The sequence below is a fragment of the Streptomyces sp. NPDC058195 genome, assembly GCF_042883525.1.
In the GTDB taxonomy this organism is placed as follows: domain Bacteria; phylum Actinomycetota; class Actinomycetes; order Streptomycetales; family Streptomycetaceae; genus Streptomyces.
This window is the reverse complement of record NZ_JBHVVM010000033.1, coordinates 35,499-53,434: the sequence shown is the minus strand read 5'-3', so window position 1 is coordinate 53,434 and position 17,936 is coordinate 35,499. Positions and strand designations below refer to the sequence as shown.

Genomic DNA, 17,936 nt, shown 5'->3' with positions numbered 1-17,936 from the left:
GGATGTCCCCGGGGCCCGGCCGGCACCGGCCGCGTCGGCTACTTGACCGCGCCCGCCATCACACCGGAGACGAACTGGCGCTGGAAGGCGAAGAAGACCGCCAGCGGGATCACCATCGACACGAAGGCGCCGGGCGCCAGCACGTCGATGTTGTTGCCGAACTGCCGTACCTGCTGCTGGAGCGCGACCGTGACCGGAGGCGAGTCCGAGTCCGCGAAGATCAGCGCGACCAGCATGTCGTTCCACACCCAGAGGAACTGGAAGATCCCGAGCGAGGCGATGGCCGGACCGCCCAGCGGCATCACGACCCGGGTGAAGAGCCGGATCTCACCCGCCCCGTCGAGCCGGGCCGCCTCCAGCAGCTCCCGCGGGATCTCCGCGAAGAAGTTCCGCAGCAGGAAGATCGCGAAGGGCAGGCCGAAGGCCGTGTGGAAGATTACCACCCCGAGGGTCGTCTCGAAGATCCCGACCGCGCCGAACAGCTTGGAGACCGGCACCAGAGCGACCTGCACCGGTACCACCAGCAACCCCACGACCAGCAGGAACCACCAGTCGCGGCCGGGAAACTCCATCCAGGCGAAGGCGTACCCGGCCAGCGAGCCGATCACCACGACCAGCACGGTCGCCGGGACCGTGATCATGACCGTGTTGAGGAGCGAGCCGGTGATGGTGGAGTTCTCCAGCAGCCGGGCGTAGTTGTCGAAGGTGAGCTCGGAGGGGGCCGTGAAGACCTTCCACCAGCCGCTCGACGCGATGTCGTCCGCCCCGCGCAGCGAGGACAGCAGCAGCCCGACCGTCGGCATCAGCCAGAACAGGGCCACCAGGACCAGGAAGATCCGCATCGCACCGCCGCCCGCGCGGGCGGCGAGCCGGGCGCCCAGCGACCGCCCGGCCTTCGCCGGGGCGTCCCCGGCGGTCGTGCTCGTGGCCGTGGTCGACGTCGTCGTCATCGGCGCCCCTCCTTCCGGATCCGGCGGATGTTCACGTACATCACCGGGAGTACCAGCAGCAGCAGGAGTACGGCGATGGCGCTGCCGATCCCGAGGTCCGCGTCCGTGCCGAACGACGAGCGGTAGAGCTGGAGCGCCAGCACGTTCGCGTCGTCCTGCGAAGAGCCCGGCGCGATGATGAAGACCAGGTCGAAGATCTTCAGCACGTTGATCATCAGCGTGACCAGCACCACCACCAGCACCGGCGCCAGCATCGGCACCGTGATCCGGCGGAACACCTGCCACTCGTTCGCCCCGTCCACCCGGGCCGCTTCGAGGAGTTCACGCGGCAGCCCGGCGAGCCCCGCCGCGATCAGCACCATCGCGAACCCGGCCCACATCCAGACGTAGGAACCGATGATCCCGGGAGTGACGAGCGTCGGGCCCAGCCATTCCACCCCGTGGTACGGCTCAGCGAAATTCGAGGCGGGCAGCCGGATCAGGGCACCGTCCGCCGCCGCGGGCAGGGTGAACGTACCGTCCGCGGCCGCCGTCGCCGAGGCGACGACCTCGCCGCCCTTGACCGCCTCGACCTTCAGCCCCTTGAGGCCGAGCTCCTTGGCGTCGATGGCGTTGGGCCGTCCGCCGCCGCCCTTGGTGAAGTCCAGCCAGGCGGTGCCGAAGACCGCGCCGGTGGCCGCCCCGGTGGTCCGGGCGGGCTTCGCGTCCTTCGGCATGTTCGCCGGGACCACCCCCACCAGCGGCAGGTGCACCTGCTGCCCGGCCCGTGCCGGCTCCTTGGTGACGAAGGAACCGCCACCGCCCGCCTTGAGCGGATGGACCGGCAGCGGATGCGCCTTCGGGTAGCTCGACGACTCGTTGAACGTGTCGTGCACCCCCACCCAGACGGCGTTGGCGACCCCGCGCTCCGGAGCGGCGTCGTACACCAGCCGGAAGATGATGCCCGCGGCGAGCATGGAGATCGCCATCGGCATGAAGACCACCAGCTTGAACGCGGTGCCCCAGCGGATGCGTTCGGTGAGCACCGCGAAGATCAGCCCGAGGGCCGTGGACACGGTGGGTGCGAGCACCACCCAGATCGCGTTGTTCTTCACCGCCGTACGGATCGTGTCGTCCGTGAACAGCGCCTTGTAGTTGTCGAGTCCGGCGAAACCCGTACCCGCCTGGTCGAGGAACGACCGGTAGACGGAGTACACGATCGGATAGACCACCAGCGCGCCCAGCAGCACCAGCGCGGGCGCCAGGAAGAGCGCCGCGATCAGCCGGCGGGTTCCGGTCACGCTCCGGCCGCGCGCCCGCCCGCCGGGCCCGTGCCCGGCGGACGTGTGCCGGACGGGCCCCGGCTCGTCGGGAGTGCGCGGGGCGGACGTGTGCTTGTCGGCGGGTGGCACCGGCTCGGCGCCCCCCGCTGCGGCTGTCGTCATCGCGTCAGCTCTTGTACGCCTTGGCCGCGTCGGACTCCAGTTTCGCCTGGGCCCCCGCGATGTCCTTCGGGTTCTTCAGGAAGTCCTGGAGGATCTTCCACTCGCCCTTGCCGGGCGTCCCGCCGAACGACTGCGGGGCCTGGTCGGACATGTCGAACCGGACCGCGTCACCGGCCGAGATCAGCGCCTTCGCCATCGTGCGCTGCACCTCGTTGGGGTACGCGGCCCCGTCCAGGGACTTGTTCGGCGAGATGAACCCGCCCTGTTCCGCCATGATCTTCGCGGCGTCCGCCGAGGCCAGCCAGGTCAGCAGGGCCTGCGCGCCCTTGCCGTCCTTCAGCGCCACCGCGGCGTCGCCGCCCGTCACGACGGGGGACTCGGCGCCGACCGCCGGGAACGGGAAGACCTTGGCGTCGGTCCCGACCTTCGCCTTCGTCTGCCCGATGTTGACCGCCACGAAGTCGCCCTCGTAGACCATCGCGGCCTTGGGCTGGTCGCCGCCGGTGAACGTCTGGGTGACCGAGGCCGGGAACTCCGTCTGCAACGCGCCGTCGGCGCCGCCCGCGATCAGCGACGGCTTGCCGAAGAGCTCGGCCAGCGTGGACAGCGCGTCCTTGACGGACGGGTCCGTCCACTTGATCTTGTGCTGGGCGAGCTGGTCGTACTTCTCCGGACCGGCCTGGGAGAGATAGACGTTCTCGAACCAGTCGGTGAGCGTCCAGCCGTCCGCGCCGCCGACCGAGACCGGGGTGACGCCCGAGGCGGAGACCGTCTCGGCGGTCTTCAGGAAGTCCTTCCAGGTCTTCGGCTCGCTCGCGCCCGCGTTCTCGAACGCCTTGGCGTTGTACCAGACCAGGGACTTGTTGGCGGCCTTGAAGTAGACCCCGTACTGGGTGCCGTCCACCGCGCCGAGATCCTGCCAGACCTGGGAGTAGTTCTTGGCCAGCTGGGCCTTGGCCTCGGGGCCGACCGGCTTCGCCCACTTCTTCTGCGCGGCCTGCTGGATCGCGCCGACCTGCGGGATCATCGCGATGTCCGGCGGCTGACCGCCCGCGATCTTCGTACCGAGGAAGTTGACGATCGGGTCCTGCGCCGGGACGAAGGTGACCTCCGCGCCGGTGCGGCTCTCGAACTCCTTGAGGACCTTGACGAAGTTGGCCTGTTCGGCGCCGGTCCAGACCGCCGCGACCGACAGCTTCTCGCCGTCCAGCTTGGGCAGTGAGACGCTCGACGAGCCGCCCTTGCCGCTTCCCTGGCCCCTGGCCGGTTCGTCCTTGCCGTCGTCGCCGCCGCACCCGGTGAGGGCGAGGGCGCCGACGGCGGTGAACACCGCGGCGGCCCTGCTGATCCGAAGGGTTGTGCGCATTGCTTCCCCGTCTCTCACATCGTTGTGTGCGCACAGTCCTACGCCCGGTGCTGGGGGCCCGCAATACCGCTTCCCGCCTCAACTCCCGTATCGTGATGGGCTCGTGACGCGATGTCAGAGCATGTCCGGACCCGGTTGCCGCTCAGGAGGGGACGGGGCCGAACGGCGCTATCGGATCGGCGTCGACCGAACGGGCCGCCCACTCCAGCGCACTGGCCAGCAACGCCAGATCGGTCGGCCCGTTGCCCAGCTCGCGGACCGGGCGCCGGGTCGGCGGATCGCCCATCCGCTCCCACTCCAGCGGTACGACGGTGGGCCGCAGCGTGGCCGTACGCGGAATGCGCCCCGTCACCCGGCCGCCCTGGAAGGGGGTGACCCGCCCGTCCGGATGGCCGAGCCTGCCCCGGCCGGGCGCCGGGTCCTCCGGCGAACGCGGCGCCACCGGCGCGTCCAGCACGATGCGCAGCCGGGCCCCGTGGGCCAGGTCCGTGTCCTCCGTCCGCTCGGGGCGGGCGGACGCCGCGACCAGGTGCACGCCCAGCCGTCCGCCCTCCCGCGCCACGGCCTCCAGGGCCCGCACCACCGAACCCGCGGCGGGGCGGCCCGGACTGCCGAGCGCCGGGGCGACCAGCGCGTCGAAGTCGTCGGCCAGCACGACGAGCCGGGGCAGCGGGGTGGGGCCGGGCCCGGCGGGCCGGGCGGCCGGGCGCAGCCGGAGCGTTCCGCTCGCCGGGGCGTCCACGTCACCGCGCTGCTCCGCGGCGGACGCCGGGCGCTGGCCGACCATCCGCCGCGCCACGTCCTGACGGTGGTGCCACTCCGCGAAGTCGTACGGACCGAGCAGCTCGGCGCGGCGCTTCAGCTCGCCGCTCAGCTCCTGGGCGAACTCCCGCATCCGCACCGGATCGGAGGCCACCAGATGGGAGAAGGCGTGCGGCAGCTCCTCGCAGGGGCCGAGGCCCTCGCCCCGGTCGCCGCCCGCGCCGTCGACCAGCATCAGGCCCAGCAGATCGGGCCGGGCGGCGGCGGCGAGCGAGGCGGCGACGGCCCGCAGCAACTCCGTACGCCCGCTGCCCGCCGGTCCCTCGACCAGCAGATGGGGGCCCTCCTCCGACAGGTCCACGCTGACCGGGCCCCGGGGCCCGGCCCCGAGCACCACCACGGGCCGCCCGACCGTCACGGACCCTTCGGGCGCGGCGGGGGCCGGCACCGCCCGGGGCGGGCCAGCGGCCGGGGGAGCGGTGGTGATCCGGGGGGTGTCCTCGCCGCGCGGTCCGCTCACCCGGTGCGCTCCGTGTCCCGGCCCGGCGGTACGGGGACGTCCGGCCCCCGGGGCCGTGCGCCCGGAACCGGGGGCGTCGAACCCGTCCTCGGGGACGAGGGAGTGGCCGGGGGCACCGACATGGGTGGCGTGCTCGCTGCCGGGGAACGGGGCGCCGCCCACCCGCTGCGCCCCCACCCGGGAGCCCGACGCGCGCGGATGCTCCGTACGCCCCGAGCCGGGGCTCCCCGCGCCGGAGCCGCCGTCCGCGGCGCCGTCCGTCCAGCGGCCCGCGCCGCGCACCGTGGCGCCGGGCTGTTCGTCGGCGGTGGAGGCCCAGCGCGCCATCAGGGACGCCGGAGTGGCACGGGCCAGCCCCAGCTCGTCCAGCAGCCGGGCGGTCGTCGGGAGAGCGGCCGCCGACCGGCCGTGCGCCGTGGCCGCCCCCTCCACGCGCAACGGCGCCAGCGCCCGGCCGAACCGTTCCGCCCAGTGCGCCGACACCGCGTCCACCGAGGCGACCGTGCCGCGCCCGGCGGCCTGCCCGCCCGCGGTCCGCAGCAGCCGCAAGGCCGTCGCCACGTCGCCGCTGAGCATCGCCACCGCCCCGCATTCGCGGAAGGGGATCGAGGCGTGGCAGGCGGCCTCGTACGTCGCCGCGACCGGTGAGGTGGGGGTGGCGGCAGGGGTCTCGGCCAGACAGATCAGATGGATGCCCGCCGCGGCACCGGCGGCGGCCAGCCGCGCGGCGTTCTCGCGCAGCGCCGCCGAGCCCGGGTCGCCGTCGAGGACCACCACGGTGTACGGACCCGTGTGCCGGGCCGCGGCCTCGGCGACCGTGGCGCGGTCCAGACTCGCCCAGCCGGGCCCGAGCGGGCCGTCGTCCAGGCGCCGGACCAGTTCCGTGACCCGGGCGGTGGCCTGGTCGCGGTCGTGGGCGAGGAGCAGGCGGCAGTCCTGGCCGTGCGCCGGGCGCAGATGGGGCAGCCAGCCGAGCCAGGACCACTCGCGTCTGCGCTCCTGCGCGCCGCGTGCCCGGTCCACGCTGATCAGCACGATCTCCAGGTCGGCCGGGGAGTGCAGCGCGGCGAGCTGCGCCACCACGGACCGGGCGAGCCCGGCGAGCCGGGTCCGCGGACCCGCGAGGCCGAGCGAGCCGGCCTCCCGCAGCCCCACCGTCACCGGGACCACGGGCAGCTCCGCCCGGTCGGCCGTGCCCAGCCGCACCACGAGTGCCTCGGGGTGGCCCGCGCCGCGCTCCCAGAGCCGGGGGCCGGGGCCGAGCGCGGTCAGCAGCACGGCCGCCGGATCGGGCCAGGCGCTCCGCTCCCCGCCCGCCGACGACGCCGGGGCGGCGGACGACGGCGGCCCGGCGTCCCCGGGCCCCTGGGACTCCGGTCCCGGCGCGGCCTCGCCCCGGCCGCCCGCGAGGCGGCGTGCCCAGGCACCGATCCCGCCCCTGCGGGGCGGCTCGTCCTGCGGCGCGGGGGCGGCGGGCGGCCTCGCGCCGTCCGCCGCCAGGCCCTCGCCGTCATGGCCGGCGTCGGCGCCGGAGCGGGCGGGGACGGGCGGGGCGTGGTCCGGCCCGGGGCCGTCGGCGGCACCCGCCGTACCGGACACCCGGAGGTGGCCCTCGCCGTCGGGGGCGGTCGGCAGGGCGGGCGTCGGCGCGCCGGACGTGAGCCGGAGCGCGGACTCGCCGAGCCGCAGCAGCGCACCGGGCTTCAGCCGGACCGGGCGGTCGTGGACCTCCGCACCGTCGAGCAGGGTGCCGTTGGTGGAGTCGAGATCGGCCACCGAGACCGTGCCGTCGCCCAGGACCGTCACCACGCAGTGCAGCCGGGACACGTCCGGGTCGTCGAGCGGTACGTCGGCGTCGGCGGAGCGGCCGATCCGGATGCGGCCGCCGTGCAGCAGATGGACCCCGCCCGCGTCCGGCCCCGCGACCACGTGCAGCCGCGCCGGGACCGCGTCGTCCACCGCCTCGTCCTCGCCGGGGACCTGGAGGGAGAGCACCGCCCCGTCCACCAGCGGCGGCTCACCCAGCGCGCTGCGCTGTCCGTCGAGCCGCTCGCGCCCGGCGTACAGCACCACCGCGCCGCCGCCGAGCTGGCCCTCGGGCCCCAGGACGGCGGTGGCGAGCTGGGACGCCACGGTGGCGAGGGCCGTCCCGGGCGGGGCGGTGACCAGCACGTCGCACGCGCGCGCCGGAGTCTGGCCGCTGCGCGGCGCGAGGACGGTCAGCCGGATCTGCATCGCCGTCAGCGGTCCCTTCTGCGCGCTGCGCCGAGCAGGGGAAACGCCCTGTGACCCTCCCCCCACCCGTCACGGACGCGTCGTCCGGTACAAGGTTCGTCACGCACCGAGGGGCCGAACCCCACAGTCCGTGCTGGAGGCATCCTCGCACTTGCCACTGACATCGCGCCCGGGGGTGGCTGCTTAACGATCTTGAAACGTCGGCTGTGCGCCCATAAGTGCCTGCTTGGAACGGTGCCGACGGGGACGGAACCGTTCCGGAACCACCTCCGGGGCGGTTCTTCGAACATGAGTGCGGCAACCATCGGCCCGGAAAGGGCGTCTTGTTCCAGGACGCCCGAAGTCCCCGAGGGGTGCCGTCAGGGCGTACGGGCCGACACGAGGCCCTGGGATCTGTCCCGAAACCGCCGCCCGCCGGACGGTTTGACGAAAGGCCCTAGAGTAAGCCGGAACTCCCGGGCGGAATCCGGGAACACCGTAAGCACCACGATCTGCAGGGAGCGCATGACGTGCGGCCGGTAGGCAGCAAGTACCTCCTGGAGGAGCCGCTGGGACGCGGCGCCACGGGCACCGTCTGGCGGGCCCGCCAGCGGGAGACCGCGGGCGCCGAGGCGGCCGTCGCCGGTGAGCCCGGCGAGACCGTAGCGATCAAGGTCCTGAAGGAAGAACTGGCCAACGACGCCGATGTCGTGATGCGGTTCCTGCGCGAGCGCTCCGTGCTGCTCCGGCTCACCCACGAGAACATCGTGCGCACCCGCGACCTGGTCGTCGAGGGTGATCTCCTCGCCCTGGTCATGGACCTGATCGACGGCCCCGACCTGCACCGCTATCTCCGTGAGAACGGTCCGCTCACCCCGGTCGCCGCCGCCCTGCTCACCGCGCAGATCGCCGACGCGCTCGCCGCCAGTCACGCCGACGGCGTCGTGCACCGCGACCTGAAGCCCGCCAACGTCCTGCTGGACGAGAGCGGCGGCCAGATGCGCCCGATGCTCACCGACTTCGGCATCGCCCGCCTCGCCGACTCACCGGGGCTCACCCGCACCCACGAGTTCGTCGGCACCCCCGCCTACGTGGCGCCCGAGTCCGCCGAGGGCCGTCCGCAGACCTCCGCCGTCGACATCTACGGCGCGGGCATCCTGCTGTACGAGCTGGTCACCGGCCGCCCGCCGTTCGCCGGTGGCACCGCCCTCGAAGTGCTGCACCGGCATCTCAGCGAGGAGCCCGTCCGCCCCGGCAACGTCCCGGCCCCGCTGTGGACGGTGATAGAGCGCTGTCTGAGCAAGGACCCCGACCGGCGGCCCAGCGCCGAGAACCTGGCCCGCGGTCTGCGTGTCGTCGCCGAGGGCATCGGCGTGCACGCGAGCTCCGCCCAGATCGCCGCGGCCGACGGAGTGGGCGCCCTGCTCGCCCCCGACCCGGCCCCCGCGGCCGTCCCCGGGGATCCCGGCGCGGCGGACCCGACCCAGGTGCTGCCGGCCAACGCGGGCTCGTACGACCCCGCCGCCGCCACGAGCGTCCTGCCGCAGACGGGGCCGGGCGCGGGCGGGCACGCCGACCCGACCTCGGTCCTGCCTCCCGTGCCGCCGCGCCCGGACGGTCCCCCGCAGCCCGAGGATCCGCACCCCTGGCAGTCCCAGCTCCGGGCCGCCCGCGACCGCAACGACCAGACCCAGGTCCAGTACCTCGACCCGAGCGAGGACCCGCTGCGCAGGCGCCCCCAGCGCCCGCAGCCTCCACAGCAGCACCAGCACCAGCAGCAGCCCCCGCAGCAGCACCAGCAGCGGCGCCAGCCGCAGCAACAGCAGTACCCCCAGCACCAGTACCAGCCCCAGCCGCCGCAGCAGCCCCAGCCGCAGCGTCAGCAGTACGCGCCCCCGCAGCAGCCGGCGGCGCCGCAGCCACCGGCCCCGCGCCAGCCCCGCGAGCCGAGGCAGCGCAGCGCCAATCCGATGCGGATCCCCGGCCTCGGCTGCCTCAAGGGCTGTCTGTTCACGCTGGTGCTGCTCTTCGTCGCGGGCTGGCTGATCTGGGAGCTGACTCCGTTGCAGGACTGGATCGGCCAGGGCAAGAGCTACTGGAAGGCGATCAGCGACGCGGTCTCCACCGTGGGCGACTGGATCTCCGAGCTGGGCGGCGGCGACTCCGGCAGCACCGGCACCCCCTGAGCCACCACCGCACCGGCGGCCCCTGAACGGCTGCCACCGCACCGGCGGCCCCCGAACGGCCACCGCACCGGCGGCCCCGAGGAGCGGCCGCGCCCATCAACTCTGTAGCTATATCGACTTCCGCGGGCCAGTTTCCCCCGCATATCGCCCGCGGAAGTGAGGCTTGGCGCCATCCCGGGCACTCAACCACCCGGCCGACGCGTAACTTTGTCGACCGGGGGTCATGAGCGACGGTCCATCGCCAGCCGCTGAGGGAGCAGTCTTGGCACGGAATATCGGCAGCCGGTACACCGCACACCAGATCCTGGGGCGCGGCAGCGCGGGCACGGTCTGGCTCGGCGAAGGGCCCGAGGGCCCGGTGGCCATCAAGCTGCTCCGCGAGGACCTCGCGTCCGACCAGGAGCTGGTCGGACGCTTCGTCCAGGAGCGCACCGCCCTGCTCGGCCTCGACCATCCGCACATCGTCGCCGTCCGCGACCTCGTGGTCGACGGCAACGACCTGGCCCTGGTCATGGACCTGGTGCGCGGCACCGACCTGCGCACCCGGCTGGACCGTGAACGCCGCCTCGCGCCCGAGGCCGCCGTGGCGATCATCGCGGACGTCGCGGACGGCCTCGCCGCCGCGCACGCAGCCGGGGTGGTCCACCGCGATGTCAAGCCGGAGAACATCCTGCTCGACATGGAGGGCCCGCTCGGTCCCGGCGGCGCGCACCCGGCGCTGCTCACCGACTTCGGTGTGGCCAAGCTGATCGACACCCCGCGCCGCACGAAGTCCACCAAGATCATCGGTACGCCGGACTACCTGGCGCCCGAGATAGTCGAGGGGCTGCCGCCGCGCGCCGCCGTCGACATCTACGCGCTCGCCACGGTCCTGTACGAACTGCTCGCCGGTTTCACGCCGTTCGGCGGCGGCCATCCCGGGGCGGTCCTGCGGCGGCATGTGACGGAGACGGTCGTCCCGCTCCCCGGCATCCCCGAGGAACTCTGGCAGCTCCTGGTGCAGTGCCTGGCCAAGGCCCCCGCCTCCCGGCTGCGCGCCTCCGAGCTCGCGGCCCGGCTGCGCGAACAGCTCCCGCAGCTGGCGGGCATCCCGCCGCTCGACGTGGACGAGCCGGACGCGGAGCCGCAGGCCCGCGGCTACGACGAGCAGAGCTACGCCCCCGCTCCCGAGGAGCCCCGCCGCCGCGGCGCGGTCCCGCTGGTCCCCGGCTCGTCCGCCGACTCCAACCGGGACACCCACACCAGCATGCGCGTCCCGGCTCCCGACGAGCTCTCCGGCGGCCCCCGGGGCACCGCCAGGGCCCCCCGCTCCCCGGGCGCCCCCCGCCCCGGCTCGGCCCGCAACAAGTCCGCCGCCGTCCGCAAGCGCCGCATCGTGCTGGGCGGCGCGGCCCTGGCGCTGGTGGCCGCGCTCGGCGTGGGCGGCGCGCTGGCGCTGGGCGGCGACGACACGGAGGCACCCGAACGGGAGCCGGGGAGCTCGGCGCCGGAGTCACCCTGACCCGGCCGCGCGAGAGCCCCGAACCGGCCCGCGTCCGGCCCCGTGAGGGCCTGGCGCGGGCGGTTGCCGGGACGAATCGGACAGCCCGAGGAACGTCCGCGCCGACAGCCGTTACGCTGGACCCGTGGCAGTCGTCGATATTTCCGAAGAGCTGAAGTCCCTCTCCTCGACCATGGGGTCGATCGAGGCCGTCCTGGACCTGGATGCGCTGAGGGCGGACATCGCCGCGCTCGAGGAGCAGGCGGCCGCGCCCTCCCTCTGGGACGACCCCGAGGCGGCGCAGAAGATCACCAGCAAGCTTTCGCATCTCCAGGCGGAGGTCCGCAAGACGGAGGCCCTGCGCGGCCGCATCGACGACCTCGGTGTCCTCTTCGAGCTCGCCCAGGACGAGGACGACGCCGACGCGCTGGCCGAGGCCGAGACGGAGCTGGACGCCGTCAGGAAGGCGCTGGACGAGATGGAGGTCCGCACCCTCCTGTCCGGCGAGTACGACGCCCGTGAGGCCCTGGTCAACATCCGCGCCGAGGCCGGCGGAGTGGACGCGGCGGACTTCGCCGAGAAGCTCCAGCGCATGTACATCCGCTGGGCCGAGCGGCACGGCTACAAGACCGAGGTCTACGAGACGTCGTACGCGGAGGAGGCCGGCATCAAGTCGACCACCTTCGCCGTGCAGGTGCCGTACGCCTACGGCACGCTCTCCGTCGAGCAGGGCACCCACCGCCTCGTCCGGATCTCCCCCTTCGACAACCAGGGCCGCCGCCAGACGTCCTTCGCGGGTGTCGAGGTGCTGCCCGTGGTCGAGCAGACCGACCACATCGAGATCGACGAGTCCGAGCTGCGCGTGGACGTGTACCGCTCCTCGGGCCCCGGCGGCCAGGGCGTCAACACCACGGACTCCGCGGTCCGGCTGACCCACCTGCCGACCGGCATCGTCGTCTCCTGCCAGAACGAGCGCTCGCAGATCCAGAACAAGGCGTCCGCGATGAACGTCCTCCAGGCGAAGCTGCTGGAACGCCGCCGCCAGGAGGAGCAGGCCAAGATGGACGCCCTCAAGGGCGACGGCGGCAACTCCTGGGGCAACCAGATGCGGTCGTACGTCCTGCACCCGTACCAGATGGTCAAGGACCTGCGTACGGAGTTCGAGATGGGCAACCCGGAAGCGGTCTTCAACGGCGAGATCGACGGCTTTCTCGAGGCCGGTATCCGCTGGCGCAAGCAGCGCGAGAAGTAGGCGGCGACAGCCTTCCCGGCGGTGCCGGAGACCCACACGGTCTCCGGCACCGCCGTTTTCCGTGGAGGAGCGGTGGCCGCCGCTCGTGCGGGCGCGGTGGTGCGTGCGTCACAGTCGTGCCTCCGTCTGGTGACCAACTGCGACCAAAGCGGCGCATAGCGCACGGAACGGCCTTGACGTAGTTCTTAACCGCCGACAAGGTGCTAGGGCAGCATGCGTATGTCTGGGACGGGTGTGAACGGGGGCGGGCGGCATGACCATGACTCTGTGGGGCGCCGTTCGGAGCGAACTCCGGGGAGCCGGGGCCCGCATATGGCTGCTCCACTGACGAGAACAGCTACTGGGGGTAGCAGCACATGACGAAGAAGACGCGCGTACGCGTCGCGAGGATCGCCGCGGGTGCGGTCATCGCCGCGGGTGCCTCGCTCACCGCCGCCGGTGTCGCTTCGGCGGTCGGCGTCGATGTCAACGTTGCCGGGCTGTCGGCCGAGGCCCAGATCAATGGTGAGGGCGAGGGCGAGTGCAGCCCGATCGACCCGCGCTGCAACGAGAACGGCGGCGGCGAGTCCAACGGCGGTAACTCGTCCAACGGCGGCAACGAGTCCAACGGTGGCAGTGAGTCCAACGGCGGTAACTCGTCCAACGGTGGCAACGAGTCCAACGGTGGGAACGAGTCCAACGGTGGCAGTGAGTCCAACGGCGGTAACTCGTCCAACGGTGGCAACGAGTCCAACGGTGGCAACGAGTCCAACGGTGGCAACGAGTCCAACGGCGGTAACTCGTCGAACGGTGGCAACGAGTCCAACGGTGGGAACGAGTCCAACGGCGGTAACTCGTCCAACGGTGGCAACGAGTCCAACGGCGGCAACGCGTCCAACGGTGGGAACTCCTCCACCAGTGGCAGCCCGTCGACCGGCGGTAACTCCTCCACCGGCGGCTCCGGCAACCACGGCGGCACCTCCTCCGCCGGCGGCTCTGGTGACCAGGGCGGTACCTCCGGCACCGGTGGCACCTCCGGCACCAGCGGTTCCACCGGCGGTTCCGCGACCGGCGGCGACGACTCCTGCACCGTCGACCTCGACGGCGCCAAGTGCGCGGACAACACCACCCCCGACTCGGCCGGCAACCAGCCGGTCGAGCAGGGCAAGGGCAAGGACGAGCTCGCCGAGACCGGCGCCGCCGAGACCACCTTCCTGGTGATCGGCGCCGCCACGATGATCGCCGGAGGCATCGGCTTCCGTATCCTGCCGCGCCTGATGAACGGCCGCGCGGTCGCCTAAGGACTGCCGTCCGCACCGGGTCCGGCCCGGCGCACAGGCACAGAGGGGCCCGGGACGCCACATGGCGTCCCGGGCCCCTCCATGTACGTACGCCCGGACGGAACGGTCCTACGCGCCCTGGTGCGCCAGCAGCGCCAGGGCACCCACCAGCACCACCAGCAGGGCCACCAGCATCGCCGGGTTCAGCCCGGCGAACATGCCCTGTCCCTGCTCCTGCTGAAGCCGCTCACGGCTGGCCCGGCACACGGGGCAACGGCCCTCGCTGACGGGCGCCGCGCAGTTCGCGCACACCAGTCGGTCGTAGGTCATGCGCCTTCCTCCTCCCGCGCGGCGGAGCCGCAACGCGTTTCCGCTCCGCACAACGCTCAGGGAAACGCAACCGTTCCCCCTACCACTGTGCCAGCTCGCGCGGATTTCGGCGCGGCCCGCCGGAGATCACCCGTTCCGTCATACTTGTCACCCGCGTCCGGCCGGTGCTGTTCCGACACAAAACGCCCATCCCTGGACGTGCGCCTGCACGCCTCAGTCCGGTTCGCGTATGGTCACGCACACCTACTCCCGGCCGACCGTGGTGCATCCGTGATCCGATTCGACAACGTCTCCAAGACCTACCCGAAGCAGAGCCGCCCCGCTCTACGGGATGTGTCCCTCGATATCGAGAAGGGCGAGTTCGTCTTCCTGGTGGGCTCCTCCGGCTCCGGCAAGTCCACCTTCATGCGACTCATCCTCCGTGAGGAACGTGCCAGTCAGGGCGCGGTCCACGTCCTGGGCAAGGACCTCTCCCGCCTGTCCAACTGGAAGGTGCCGCACATGCGCCGCCAGCTGGGCACGGTGTTCCAGGACTTCAGGCTCCTGCCCAACAAGACCGTCGCGGAGAACGTGGCGTTCGCGCAGGAAGTCATCGGCAAGCCGCGCGGCGAGATCCGCAAGGCGGTGCCCCAGGTCCTCGACCTGGTCGGCCTCGGCGGCAAGGAGGACCGGATGCCCGGCGAGCTCTCCGGTGGTGAGCAGCAGCGCGTGGCGATCGCGCGGGCCTTCGTGAACCGTCCCATGCTGCTGATCGCGGACGAGCCCACGGGCAACCTCGACCCGCAGACCTCCGTCGGCATCATGAAGCTGCTGGACCGGATCAACCGGACCGGCACCACCGTGATCATGGCGACCCACGACCAGAACATCGTCGACCAGATGCGCAAGCGCGTCATCGAGCTGGAGAAGGGCCGTCTCGTACGCGACCAGGCGCGCGGCGTCTACGGCTACCAGCACTGAGCACCGAGCACTGAAAGGACGCCATGCGCGCCCAGTTCGTCCTGTCGGAGATCGGCGTCGGCCTCCGTCGCAACCTCACGATGACCTTCGCCGTCGTCGTCTCCGTCGCCCTCTCGCTCGCCCTGTTCGGCGGCGCGCTGCTCATGCGCGAGCAGGTCAGCACGATGAAGGACTACTGGTACGACAAGGTCAACGTCTCGATCTTCCTCTGCAGCAAGAGCGATGTGACCTCGACGCCCAAGTGCGCCAAGGGTGCCGTCACCACCGAGCAGAAGAATCAGATCAAGAGTGATCTCGGCAAGATGGACGTGGTCGACACGGTCACCTACGAGTCGGCCGACGAGGCGTACAAGCGTTACCAGGACCAGTTCGGCGACTCGCCCATGGCGAGCAACATCACGCCGGACCAGATGCAGGAGTCGTACCGGGTCAAGCTCCACGACCCGAAGAAGTACAAGGTCGTCGCCACCGCCTTCGCGGGCCGTGACGGGGTGCAGTCCGTGCAGGACCAGAGAAGCATTCTGGACAACCTCTTCGGTCTGATGAACGGCATGAACGTGGCCGCCCTCTTCGTGATGGCGCTGATGCTCGTCATCGCGCTGATGCTGATCGTGAACACCGTCCGGGTGTCCGCGTTCAGCCGACGGCGCGAGACCGGGATCATGCGGCTCGTGGGGGCCTCCGGCTTCTACATCCAGATGCCGTTCATCATGGAGGCCGCGTTCGCCGGTCTCATCGGCGGCGTGCTGGCCTGCGTCATGCTGCTGGCCGGCCGGTACTTCCTGATCGACGGCGGCCTGGCCCTCCAGAGCAAGCTGACCCTGATCGACTTCATCGGCTGGGACGCGGTCTTCACCAAGCTGCCCCTGGTCCTGGCAATCGGCCTGCTGATGCCCGCCGTTGCCGCGCTCTTCGCGCTCCGCAAGTACCTCAAGGTGTGACATGCGCCCCCTGGGCGCGCGGCCAACCGGCCGTGCGCCCAGGGGGCGTTGTCCTAGACTCGGCGCCATGCCGGGCCCCGCGCAGTGTTTCGGGCCCCGCGGCGTGCGCCGCGGGGCTGCCCTGACCTTGGTCTTCGCGGGCGTGCTGACCGCCGGGGCCGCCGCCGGCGCCCTGCCCCGCGACGGTCACGACTCCGCGGCGCCGGTCACCCGTTCCGTCGCCTCCGCCGTCAACAGCGACGAGGTCACCGCCGCCGCGGCGCGCGCCGTCGCCGACGGCAAGTCCGGCCAGGAGGCGGCGGCGAAGGCCGTCAGCCGCAGCGGGGACCGCTGGGGCGCGGTGTACGACGACCGGCAGTACGCGGAGTTCGAGCGGTCCCTGGACGGCTCGTACACCGGCGTCGGGATCTCCGCGAGGCGCGCCGCGAACGGGCGGGTCGAGGTGACCCGGGTCCAGCCCGGCAGCCCTGCGGACCGGGCGGGCATCGCGCCGGGCGACCTGCTCCGCACCATCGACGGCCACCGGGTCGACCGCCGCCCCGTCGCCGAGGTCGTCGCTCTGCTGCGCGGCGACCGTACGGAGGCGGCCGAGGGCAGCACGGTGGTCCTCGGCATCGAGCGGGGCGCCCTCGCGCGGACCGAGACGCTGCGCCGGGCCAGGCTCACCACCGAGGCCGTGACCATACGGCGGATCGGCGCTGGCCGCCCGGAGCCCGAAGCCGTACTGATCGAGGTCGACTCCTTCACCAAGGGCTCGGGCGCCAAGGTCCGTGACGCGGTCCGGACGGCCCCCGGCGACGCCGGGGTGCTCCTCGACCTGCGCGGCAACTCCGGCGGACTGGTCACCGAGGCCGTCACCGCCGCCTCCGCCTTCCTGGACGGCGGCCTGGTCGCCACGTACGACGTGCACGGCGAGCAGCGCGCCCTGTACGCCCAGCCCGGCGGCGACACCTCGCGCCCGCTCGTCGTCCTGGTCGACGGCGGCACGATGAGCGCCGCCGAACTGCTCACCGGCGCGCTCCAGGACCGGGGCCGCGCCGTCACCGTGGGCTCGCGGACCTTCGGCAAGGGCTCGGTCCAGATGCCCAGCAGGCTTCCGGGCGGCGGAGTGGCCGAGCTGACCGTCGGCCACTACCGCACCCCGGCGGGGCGCGGGGTCGACGGGCGCGGCATCACCCCGGACCTCGCGGTCGGCTCCCGGGCCGAGCAGCGGGCCAGGACAGTATTGAGTGGCCTCGGGGGTGGGCCGTAGTGCGAAAATGGCCGCACTATGGCTAAGGAAAAAGACACGGGGCGCAAGCTCATCGCGCAGAACAAGAAGGCGCGGCACGACTACCACATCCTCGACACCTACGAGTGCGGTCTCGTCCTCATGGGCACCGAGGTCAAGTCGCTGCGGCTGGGCCGGGCCTCCCTGGTGGACGGCTTCGTCCAGATCGACGGCGGCGAGGCCTGGCTGCACAACATCCACGTGCCCGAGTACGTGCAGGGGACCTGGACCAACCACTCGGCCAAGCGGAAGCGCAAGCTGCTGATGCACCGGGCCGAGATCGACAAGCTGGAGTCGAAGTCCAGCGAGACGGGCCACACGATCGTGCCCCTCGCGCTGTACTTCAAGGACGGCCGGGTCAAGGTCGAGATCGCGCTCGCCAAGGGCAAGAAGGAGTTCGACAAGCGGCAGACCCTGCGCGAGAAGCAGGACCTCCGCGAGACCAACCGCGCGATCTCCGCCGTCCGCAGGCGCCAGCGGAGCGCCTGAGGCCCCGGTCCCCGGGGCCTCGCCGGGCTCCGCCAGGAATAGGCTGGCATCGTCGCACGTTGGTCACGTACGATGGCAACGCACTCCACAGCGGGTGCGCGCATTTGAAAAAACAACATGGGGATGATCGGTTTCGACAGCGGATGTCGAAGCAGGGGAAGCGTGTCGAGGAAGCGGCAATGATCTCGTAAACCATATGTCGCAACCAATAATCGCCAACACCAAGCGCGATTCCTTCGCCCTCGCTGCCTAAGTAGCGACTTGCGAAGTGTCAGCCCGGGGGTGATCCCGACCCGGATCCTGGCATCATCAAGGGATCTAAACTTCTAGACCCGGTCACGGGGCCTAGAAGGAAATCAAACAGTGACTGAGCCCGTCGGAGACTTGTCCGCGTGATCTCCGGGGCCGAGAAAATCGCAGCGGACTGCACACGGAGAAGCCCTGGTTCCGCACCGTTGGACGCGGGTTCGATTCCCGCCATCTCCACAATTCCCATGTGAGCCTCCGCCCCGCGAGATTATTCGCGGGGCGGA

Annotated in this window: 13 protein-coding genes and 1 other RNA gene; 9 read left to right on the top strand and 5 right to left on the bottom strand. The window is 72.1% G+C overall.

The window, feature by feature from the left end:
- Positions 1-38: 38 nt before the first annotated feature.
- The 4 genes from ACFVWY_RS30705 to ACFVWY_RS30690 form a co-directional block, all read right to left on the bottom strand.
- A complete protein-coding gene (locus ACFVWY_RS30705; protein WP_389878091.1) occupies positions 39-950 on the bottom strand; it encodes a carbohydrate ABC transporter permease in 912 nt (303 codons plus the stop codon).
- Complete coding sequence (locus ACFVWY_RS30700) at positions 947-2,374, bottom strand: carbohydrate ABC transporter permease (RefSeq protein ID WP_389878089.1); 1,428 nt, start codon at positions 2,372-2,374, stop codon at positions 947-949. Before ACFVWY_RS30700 ends, ACFVWY_RS30705 begins: the two co-directional genes overlap by 4 nt.
- Before the next feature lie 4 nt (positions 2,375-2,378).
- The gene (locus ACFVWY_RS30695; protein ID WP_389878088.1) at positions 2,379-3,740 is read right to left on the bottom strand and encodes an ABC transporter substrate-binding protein; all 1,362 of its coding nucleotides are present in this window, start codon (positions 3,738-3,740) and stop codon (positions 2,379-2,381) included.
- 142 nt (positions 3,741-3,882) lie between these two features.
- The gene (locus tag ACFVWY_RS30690) at positions 3,883-7,257 is read right to left on the bottom strand and encodes an FHA domain-containing protein (RefSeq protein ID WP_389878086.1); all 3,375 of its coding nucleotides are present in this window, start codon (positions 7,255-7,257) and stop codon (positions 3,883-3,885) included.
- 509 nt (positions 7,258-7,766) lie between these two features.
- Between ACFVWY_RS30690 and ACFVWY_RS30685 the strand changes: the two genes are divergently transcribed.
- From ACFVWY_RS30685 to ACFVWY_RS30670, 4 genes are all read left to right on the top strand, one after another.
- Entirely contained in the window at positions 7,767-9,422 is a 1,656-nt protein-coding gene (locus tag ACFVWY_RS30685) for a serine/threonine-protein kinase (protein ID WP_389878084.1), read from the top strand.
- 262 nt (positions 9,423-9,684) lie between these two features.
- Positions 9,685-10,923, top strand: a complete 1,239-nt coding sequence (locus ACFVWY_RS30680) for a serine/threonine-protein kinase (RefSeq protein ID WP_389878082.1) — start codon at positions 9,685-9,687, stop codon at positions 10,921-10,923.
- A gap of 124 nt (positions 10,924-11,047) precedes the next feature.
- Positions 11,048-12,154, top strand: coding sequence for a peptide chain release factor 2 (prfB, locus tag ACFVWY_RS30675; RefSeq protein WP_389878081.1), 1,107 nt, complete (start codon positions 11,048-11,050; stop codon positions 12,152-12,154).
- Between the two features lie 356 nt (positions 12,155-12,510).
- Positions 12,511-13,434, top strand: coding sequence for an LPXTG cell wall anchor domain-containing protein (locus ACFVWY_RS30670; RefSeq protein ID WP_389878079.1), 924 nt, complete (start codon positions 12,511-12,513; stop codon positions 13,432-13,434).
- Positions 13,435-13,542: 108 nt separating this feature from the next.
- Here the strand turns inward: ACFVWY_RS30670 and ACFVWY_RS30665 are convergent, their stop codons facing one another.
- Entirely contained in the window at positions 13,543-13,743 is a 201-nt protein-coding gene (locus ACFVWY_RS30665) for a hypothetical protein (protein ID WP_376689374.1), read from the bottom strand.
- Positions 13,744-14,013: 270 nt separating this feature from the next.
- Between ACFVWY_RS30665 and ftsE the strand changes: the two genes are divergently transcribed.
- The 5 genes from ftsE (at position 14,014) to ssrA (ending at position 17,892) form a co-directional block, all read left to right on the top strand.
- Complete coding sequence (gene ftsE, locus ACFVWY_RS30660; RefSeq protein WP_148838248.1) at positions 14,014-14,703, top strand: cell division ATP-binding protein FtsE; 690 nt, start codon at positions 14,014-14,016, stop codon at positions 14,701-14,703.
- 23 nt (positions 14,704-14,726) lie between these two features.
- Positions 14,727-15,644 (top strand): permease-like cell division protein FtsX, encoded by a 918-nt coding sequence (gene ftsX, locus ACFVWY_RS30655; RefSeq protein WP_389878077.1) that lies wholly within the window; start codon positions 14,727-14,729, stop codon positions 15,642-15,644.
- Positions 15,645-15,711: 67 nt separating this feature from the next.
- A complete protein-coding gene (locus ACFVWY_RS30650) occupies positions 15,712-16,896 on the top strand; it encodes a S41 family peptidase (protein ID WP_389878075.1) in 1,185 nt (394 codons plus the stop codon).
- 18 nt (positions 16,897-16,914) lie between these two features.
- Entirely contained in the window at positions 16,915-17,403 is a 489-nt protein-coding gene (gene smpB / locus ACFVWY_RS30645) for an SsrA-binding protein SmpB (RefSeq protein WP_389878073.1), read from the top strand.
- 119 nt (positions 17,404-17,522) lie between these two features.
- Positions 17,523-17,892, top strand: a transfer-messenger RNA (tmRNA) gene (gene ssrA / locus ACFVWY_RS30640).
- Positions 17,893-17,936: the final 44 nt, after the last annotated feature.